This is a genomic window from Planomonospora algeriensis (assembly GCF_977012225.1).
The window spans coordinates 1-1,230 of record NZ_CDRNDK010000888.1; the positions used below are offsets into that span (position 1 = coordinate 1).

Genomic DNA, 1,230 nt, shown 5'->3' on the forward strand with positions numbered 1-1,230 from the left:
TGATCGCCGCGTTGGCCTGGCGGATCAGCGGCAGGGCGTGGACCGGCCCGGCGGCGCTTCTCCTGCTGTTCTTCATCGCGCCGGTGAGCCCGTTCCCGTGGGCGCCCCGGCCGGTCGTGTTCGGCACCGGCCTGGGATGGCTCAGCCCGACCCACACCCTCGGGGCGGCCGTGTTCGCGGCACTGGTGCTCGCACTCGCCGGAGTGTTCGGGTGCGCGCCCGGGAGCCCCGTCCGCTGGGAGCGGTGGCTGCTGGTATCGATCCTGACGGTCGTCGCCGCCTGCTCGAAGTCGACCTTCCTGGTGGTGCTCGGCGGCGGGTTCGCACTGGTGGTCGTCGTCGAAGCGGTTCTGCGCAGAAGAGCGCACCGGTCCGGGGCGATCGGGCTCGTCCTGGTGGCAGGCGTCTTCGTGGCGACGCAGATTCTCTTCTTCCATGGGAAAGCCCATGGCCTGACGTTCGATCCGATGGCCAATCTGCTGAGCTTCCCGATCGCGAGGGAGACCGGACTGGACGAGCTCCCCGCGGCGGGGGCGGCGCCGCGGCGGTCATGTGCCTCCTCGTGTTCCTGCTCACCTGCGTCGCGGCGAAGATGCCGATGGCGGGACTGGTGAGGGGAGGCAGGTTTCCCGGGGACCCGTTCACCGTGCTTCTGGTCGGGATCTCCGCCTGCGGGTTGACGAGTACCCTGGTCTTCTCGCATCCCGGTGGAAGCCAGGGATACTTCCTGGGCGCGTCATATCCCTACATATGGGTGCTGGTCGCATGCGGGGCCGGCATGTTCATCACCACCCGGGCGGGAGTGCTGGCCTTCGCCGCCGCCGCCGCGGCAGGGGCCGGAGTGATGTCCCTGGTGCGGCACCTCTCCTCGCCCGAGGCCCCGGTGGCCGCCGTGCCCGAGGAGGCGCTCGGCGTGGTCGGGGAGATCCTCACCCCGTACCTCCTGCTGGCGGCCGTTCCCCTCTCGGCGCTGCTCGTCCGCCTGTTCCCCGTGCGCGCCACGTCCGCGCTGGGCTCGTTGGTCGTCGCATCGGGGGTGGTGAGCGGATACGCGCTCCCCGCCGTGGCCGGCCAGGTGCGCTTCTTCGTGGGAGGTTTCCTCGTTCCTCCGCCCGCTCCCTGGGAGGCGGCCCAGGAGATGATCCCCCGAGGGGCTTTCCCGGCGGCGCGGAGGCTGCGCCGGCTGTCGTCGCCCGATGACCTGGTGGCCACCAACGCCCACTGCCGGGT

At 71.2% G+C, this 1,230-nt stretch carries 2 protein-coding genes; both read left to right on the forward strand.

Translation table 11 applies throughout. The features are described from left to right. The coding region (locus tag ACWJ6R_RS36655; protein WP_449066597.1) for a hypothetical protein at window positions 1-614 on the forward strand (614 nt) is incomplete at its 5' end. Then, a partial coding sequence (locus tag ACWJ6R_RS36660) for a hypothetical protein (protein WP_449066598.1) occupies window positions 551-1,230 on the forward strand: 680 nt, incomplete at its 3' end. The genes ACWJ6R_RS36655 and ACWJ6R_RS36660, both read left to right, overlap by 64 nt.